The organism is Microcystis sp. M53603_WE2 (assembly GCF_030065435.1).
The window spans coordinates 1-5,996 of the sequence record NZ_JASJFF010000197.1 but is presented as its reverse complement, the minus strand read 5'-3'; the positions used below and the strand labels follow the sequence as shown (position 1 = coordinate 5,996).

The window sequence follows — 5,996 nt, the reverse complement described above, 5'->3', positions numbered from 1 at the left end:
GGAATGCAGTTAGAGGTCAACGGATCGGGACAAGTAATCCAAATTCTCGGCCAAAAAATTGCTAAACCGGGGCAAGATGTCACCCTGACACTAGATTTAAAACTCCAAAAAGCCGCCGAGGCCGCTTTAGGAAAACGCAAAGGTGCGATCGTGGCGATCGATCCCCGGGATGGTTCCGTGCGGGCCATGGTCAGTTATCCTAGTTTTGATCCTAATGTTTTCTCGGCCCCAATTACCACCGCCACTTGGAAAAAACTGCAAGCGGAGGGCAACCCGTTTGTTAACCGCGCTCTCCAAGGATTCCCCCCCGCTTCCACCTTTAAGGTCGTCACTGCCACTGCTGGCATGGAATCGGGGAAATTTCCCCCCAATACGGTCTTAAATACCTTTGCCGCCCTTTATGTGGGGGGGACAGCTTTTGGAGAATGGAATCACGCCGGTTTTGGTCCGATGGGTTTTGTCCGGGCCATGGCCATGAGTAGTAACACTTTTCACGGTCAAATTGGTCGCGGGGTGGGGGGACCGGCTTTAATTGCCACGGCTCGGCGCTACGGTTTCGGTCAGAAAACCGGGATAGAATTAGCGGAAGAAACTCCGGGGTTAATTGCCGATCGCGGTTGGAAACTGCGTAATTTTAAAAACTGGGATTGGTCTGTAGGGGATACGATTAATATGTCGATCGGTCAAGGATTTACCCTAGCGACTCCCCTACAGGTAGCTGTGATGTTTGCTGTCCCCGCTAACGGTGGTTTTTTGGTGAAACCGCACCTTTTACAGGATGCCCGGGATGTTAAGGAATGGCGCAAGTCTTTGAACATGAAACCTAGCACCCTAGACACCCTGAGAAAGTCCCTGAGAGCCGTGGTAGCGGAAGGAACCGGTCGGGCCCTATCAGACCCCGCTTTACCGCCTGTAGCGGGCAAAAGCGGCACAGCAGAAGCACCTCCAGGCAAGTCCCACGCTTGGTTTGGAGCTTTCGCCCCCTTCGACGTAGCTCAGGGTAAACCTTTTGATAAGCCCGAAATTGTCGTGGTCGCCTTTGCGGAACATTCCGGCGGTGGTGGTGGTAAAGTGGCCGCACCTATGGTACGTCAGGTAATGGAGGCTTATTTTAATGTCAAACCCAAAGAAGAAAAACCCCGGCCGAAGCCTTAGAGACCTGTGGCGGTAAGCGGCACACAGCGCACGGTAATTCCCGTCGCCGTGGCGATTTTTTCCGCCCAAATCGCCAATATTTCAGCGTTTACGGGTTTGAGAATTTGCATTCCGTCGCCCGCGCTGAGGGGATTATTACCACGGGTTTCTAATTGTCTTTGTCTTGCCCGGGGACGGGTCGGGGTGTTAAGTTGAATTTCATCCGGTTGTAGCTGTTGCATCAAATCGATATACTGGTCTTGCTCTTGGGGCGACCAAGAGGCCAGCACCATGGTTTGAATTGCTAGTTTTCCCGACCATTCTTGGCGAAATTGTCTTAATCCCCACCAAAGCTCCTGCCAATCCAGACCGGGGACCGGACGGTTAACCCGTCGCCATTGGGCCTCGGAAACAGCATCGATTTTAGCGGCGACGATATCAGCTTTGCTCAAGTCTTGACGCACTCGGGCATCTCCCAAGAGGGTACTATTGGTTAAGACTGCCACCGGCCGTCTGGTCATTTCCTTGACGGTGGCCAGTATTTCCCCTAAATTGAGGGCGAGGGTGGGTTCCCCGCTACCACTAAGAGTGACTATATCCACGTCCCAAGGAGCAAAGGCACTTAAATCCCTGCTAATTTGTTCGCTAGTGATAAAAATTCTTCGCTGCTCGGTTTTTTGCTCAATTTCTCCTAACTGACAGTAGGCACAGTTAAAGGAACAGGTGGAAACTAAACCGATCGGATCGATGCCCAAGGAACTGCCGAAACGCCAAGAGGCAACCGGGCCATATACGGAGCAGAAGTAATCCTGGGGAGCAGTCATCGAACCTACCCAAAAAATACGGAGAGGGAGGGATTCGAACCCTCGGTACGGTCTTACGATTCGTACAACAGATTAGCAATCTGCCGCATTCGACCACTCTGCCACCTCTCCAAGATGACATTATTTTAGTCTAACATAAAAGGCCGATTTTTGGCAAGTAATTTTTGGGCAGTTAATCGCCTAAACGACCATCCTCCATATTGACAATGCGATCAGCGATGTCGAGAATCCGGTTATCGTGGGTGACAAGTAAAATCGTGCAACCTTGTTCTTTTGCCAATTTCTGCATGATTTCCACCACATCCCGCCCGGATTGTTTATCTAAGGCCGCGGTCGGTTCATCGGCGAGGACTAATTTGGGATGACTGACGAGGGCGCGAGCGATCGCAACCCGTTGTTTTTGTCCCCCTGATAGATCGTGGGGATAATAATCAACGCGGTTGCCTAAACCCACTGACTCTAGAATTGCCGCCGCTTTTTGATCGAGATCTTGTTCTAAAAACTCCTCGTGCAGTTCCAAAGACATCCTTACGTTTTGTTTCGCTGTGAGGAATTTTAGTAAATTATGTGACTGAAAAATATAGCCAATTTGTCGGCGAATTTTCAGCATTTTGCCCTTACTAATTCCTAACATTTCTTGGCCGAGAATTTTTAAACTGCCCGCTTGTGCCGATCGCAAACCTCCCATTAAACTCAATAAAGTGGTTTTCCCCGATCCCGAAGGACCAGTCATAATCACTACTTCCCCCGCTTTAATTTCCAGATCGATATCGTATAAAACCTGTTTTCTTAATTCCCCCGTACCAAAATAGTGATTTAAGCCTTTAATGGCAATTACGGGTTCATTAGGGCTAAAATCCCCTAATTCTCGCTCTTTTTGAAAAATCGGCATTATTTCACCCTTGATAGCTTAGAAAATATCGGCTGGATCTGCTGTCCTTAATTTGCCCATAGCGACAATTCCAGAGGCAATACACATAATAATTGTCAGGATTAAAACTTCGATCGCCCTAGCGGTAGTCATCACTATCGGTAAAAGTGTAGCGGAGGAAGCGAGATGATAAACACCGAGAGAAACGATAAACCCTGGTATATACCCCAAAACCGCTAGTAATAAAGCCTCTTGCATCAAAACCCCGACTAAATACCAATCACCGTAACCCATAGCTTTTAGGGTAGCGTATTCGGGTAAGTGATCGGTGACATCGGAATAGAGAATTTGATAGACAATGACGATACCGACGATAAAACCCACTACTGTACCTAAACCAAAGATAAAACCAATGGCTGTACCATTTGCCCAATAGGTTTTTTCCCTTTCAGCAAATTCTTTTAAAGTAAGGACTATTACTTCATTTTTAGGTAGAAGTGCCTGTAAATTGGCTTTTACTGCCTCTATATTTGCCCCCGGTTGCAGTTTCACCAGTCCTAGATCGATTTCGTGGGGTTGGCGTTCGGGAAAGAGCCTTAAAAAGGTAGAATCACTGCTAATGACGTTACCATCGGCAGCAAAGGAGGCACCAAGGGTAAAAATTCCCGCTACCTGTACCTCTTTTTTATTTAACTGAACTCTCAAATCGGGGTTTTTCTGGAGTAAATCGGCAATTGGACCGAATTCTGGCCTACCAGCTTGATCGTACAAGACGCGATTTAACATCTTCAGATCACTGGATTTTTGATTAACTTCCGGGAGAGTAAAAACCCGTTGACTGGGATCAAAACCAAAGACTAAAGTAGTTCTTTCTAGGGCAGTTTCGGGATTGCGCCACTGGGCAGAAGCAATATAAACTGAGGCTATAGATTGAATACCCTCGACTCTTTTAGCTTGGTACAAGCGATCGCGTGAGAAACTTTTCACCGCAAAGAGGGTGTCGAATTGGGGATTAATCAGGACTAAATCCGCATCGAGGACATAATGGGGTTTAACGGAAGCATCAAATAAGGCATCCCGAAACCCCAACTGCGTGAAGATTAAGAAGTCAGCAAAGGCAATCCCGGCAATAGCTACAATCAAACGGGTTTTCTCTCGCGTCACCTGTAACCAAGATAGGGGCGTTTTTTTGAATAGATGGGTTAGTTTCATGGAAAACCTACTCATTGATAGTTACAGTTACTTGGGAATTGGTTAAACCTGCCACTTTTTCACTGTTTTCGCGATCTAAGGCAATGCGGACAGAGATCACTTTGCGATCGAAGTTTTCTCCCGGTTGATTGCTGAAGATATTTTGTTGGTCAACTTTTAAGGCAATTAAGCGCACTTTTCCGCTAACTTCGCCCTTAAACGCCGATCCGGTAATCGTGGCAGTTTGTCCCTTGCGAATTTTCCCGATATCGCTTTGATAGATTTCGGCAATTACTTCCATGCGCTCGGTTTCAGCAAGGTCAACAATTCCTTGATCGCTGATTTGTTCCCCGATACGGGTATTGACTTTAATCACTTTGCCGGTAATTGGCGATCGAATATAAGCCTGATTTAACTCGGTTTGAGCTTTTTTAACGGCAACTAGGGCAGCATTTACCTCCGCTTGGGCTGCCTGCACATCGACTCCCCGCACTTCTGAGACTTGATTTAAAGTGGATCTGGCCTCTTTGATCTGCTGTTGACCAGTGGATTCAATCCGGGCTAGGGTAGTCTTGGCTTCTTCTATCTCTTGTTTACCAGTGCGTTCAATCCTCTCTAGGGTAACTTTTGCTTCTGTGAGTTGTTGATTACTGGTTTCTAAATTTAGTCTTTTACTATCAAAACTAGAGGCGGAAATTGCCCCTTCTTGATAGAGTTTTTCGTAGCGATCAAATTCAGCTTTGGCATTGCGATATTCTGCTTCTAATTTGCCAATTGTCGCTTTTTGGGCAGCCCTATCCCCTTCTAATTGCGCTGTTAATCTTTGGATAGTTGTCCGTTGGGTTGCTTGATCCCCTACCCATTGTGCCTCGATTTTTCGCACGTTAGCGGCATTAGCATCGATTTCACCGACTTTTGCCCCAGCTTTCACCTGTTCTAGTTTGGCTGCGGCTACTTTCACCTGTTCTTGTGCCTGTCGCAGGTTATCCTCTAATCTTTCCTGACTTTCGAGAATGGCGATTATTTGTCCCGTTTTGACGCTATCTCCTTCATCGACTAATAATTGCATGACTCGATCGGAATCAAGCAACATCGGGGCAGATATGCTGATAATTTCTGTCCTCGGTTCAATTCTGCCTAAAGCGGTGATTTTTTGCGGTACGGGCGACGCAATTACAGGGGTTTTGGTTTCGGGTTTGCTGGCGAATTGGGAAAGACTATAAAAGGTGGTTATTCCTAATAATCCTGTGCCTAATACTATTAACCCGATCATTAACTTTTGATTTGGTTTTACAAAAGTTTTACCGTTCATAATTTTTTAGTTAATAAGTGATTGTTGGGGGTTAACAGTTTTTCTGCAAATAAGTAGTAATAATTTTACCTAATAATTCCATTTGTTCATCGATCGCAATCTGTTCATTGCACCACAGGCGCTCTAATATCAGTCCATTAATAACGCTGACAACTAACCAAGCTACACTCGGATCGCTAATACCTAAAATCTCGATTACTGCCTGATGATAGCGGCGATCAACGCGCTCAAAAAGTTGACTACGACTCAGTTCTTCTCGTCCTTGGTATTGAGAATAATCAATCCATAAGAATAATTGTTTGATGCAGTAATCCTCGCGATTAGTCATAAATTTGCCGAGAATTTTTAGCTTTTCTGTCAGGGTTTTTCCTCGATCAATCTCGGCTTTAGCTAATAAAACATCCTCTCGGCACATCTCCTCGACTAATTGCTCGAAAAGTGCCGCTTTACTGGGAAAGTAGTGGTATAGCGTTCCCGTGGACACTCCTAATCCTTGCGCTAATTCTCTCGTCGTCATGTTAGCATAGCCTTTCTCGGCGAAGAGTTCGGCACTTTTTAAGAGAAGTTCTTTCCGGTATTGTTCTACATCTACTATCTTGGGCATAAATTTAATATCGAACGTTCGTTATATTTTAGCTTAACATTACTATAGATGGGGAAATCG

At 46.0% G+C, this 5,996-nt stretch carries 6 protein-coding genes and 1 tRNA gene; 1 reads left to right on the top strand and 6 read right to left on the bottom strand.

The window, feature by feature from the left end; translation table 11 throughout:
• Nucleotides 1–1,155 (top strand): penicillin-binding transpeptidase domain-containing protein (locus tag PX481_RS04235; RefSeq protein ID WP_288093766.1); only part of this gene is annotated, 1,155 nt, incomplete at its 5' end.
• Here PX481_RS04235 and PX481_RS04230 read toward each other — a convergent pair.
• From PX481_RS04230 to PX481_RS04205, 6 genes are all read right to left on the bottom strand, one after another.
• Nucleotides 1,152–1,958, bottom strand: a complete 807-nt coding sequence (locus PX481_RS04230; RefSeq protein ID WP_288093765.1) for a radical SAM protein — start codon at nucleotides 1,956–1,958, stop codon at nucleotides 1,152–1,154. The two genes, PX481_RS04235 and PX481_RS04230, sit on opposite strands and share 4 nt — an antisense overlap.
• 19 nt (nucleotides 1,959–1,977) lie before the next feature.
• Nucleotides 1,978–2,069, bottom strand: a tRNA-Ser gene (locus PX481_RS04225).
• A 61-nt stretch (nucleotides 2,070–2,130) separates the two neighbouring features.
• Nucleotides 2,131–2,850 carry a DevA family ABC transporter ATP-binding protein gene (locus PX481_RS04220; RefSeq protein WP_288093764.1) on the bottom strand — a complete coding sequence of 240 codons (720 nt, stop codon included), beginning with the start codon at nucleotides 2,848–2,850 and terminating at the stop codon, nucleotides 2,131–2,133.
• Between the two features lie 18 nt (nucleotides 2,851–2,868).
• On the bottom strand, nucleotides 2,869–4,041 hold the full coding sequence (gene devC, locus PX481_RS04215; RefSeq protein WP_288093763.1) for an ABC transporter permease DevC: 1,173 nt from the start codon (nucleotides 4,039–4,041) through the stop codon (nucleotides 2,869–2,871).
• A gap of 7 nt (nucleotides 4,042–4,048) precedes the next feature.
• Nucleotides 4,049–5,332 carry an ABC exporter membrane fusion protein gene (locus PX481_RS04210; RefSeq protein ID WP_288093761.1) on the bottom strand — a complete coding sequence of 428 codons (1,284 nt, stop codon included), beginning with the start codon at nucleotides 5,330–5,332 and terminating at the stop codon, nucleotides 4,049–4,051.
• Nucleotides 5,333–5,363: 31 nt separating this feature from the next.
• Nucleotides 5,364–5,936 (bottom strand): TetR/AcrR family transcriptional regulator, encoded by a 573-nt coding sequence (locus PX481_RS04205; protein WP_288023666.1) that lies wholly within the window; start codon nucleotides 5,934–5,936, stop codon nucleotides 5,364–5,366.
• Nucleotides 5,937–5,996: the final 60 nt, after the last annotated feature.

What these genes read in the sequence shown, in the direction of transcription:
- PX481_RS04210 (WP_288093761.1), bottom strand. Translation starts at nt 5,332, where the DNA reads ATGAACGGTAAAACTTTTGTAAAACCAAATCAAAAGTTAATGATCGGG.
- PX481_RS04205 (WP_288023666.1), bottom strand. Translation starts at nt 5,936, where the DNA reads ATGCCCAAGATAGTAGATGTAGAACAATACCGGAAAGAACTTCTCTTA.
- PX481_RS04230 (WP_288093765.1), bottom strand. Translation starts at nt 1,958, where the DNA reads ATGACTGCTCCCCAGGATTACTTCTGCTCCGTATATGGCCCGGTTGCC.
- devC (WP_288093763.1), bottom strand. Translation starts at nt 4,041, where the DNA reads ATGAAACTAACCCATCTATTCAAAAAAACGCCCCTATCTTGGTTACAG.
- PX481_RS04220 (WP_288093764.1), bottom strand. Translation starts at nt 2,850, where the DNA reads ATGCCGATTTTTCAAAAAGAGCGAGAATTAGGGGATTTTAGCCCTAAT.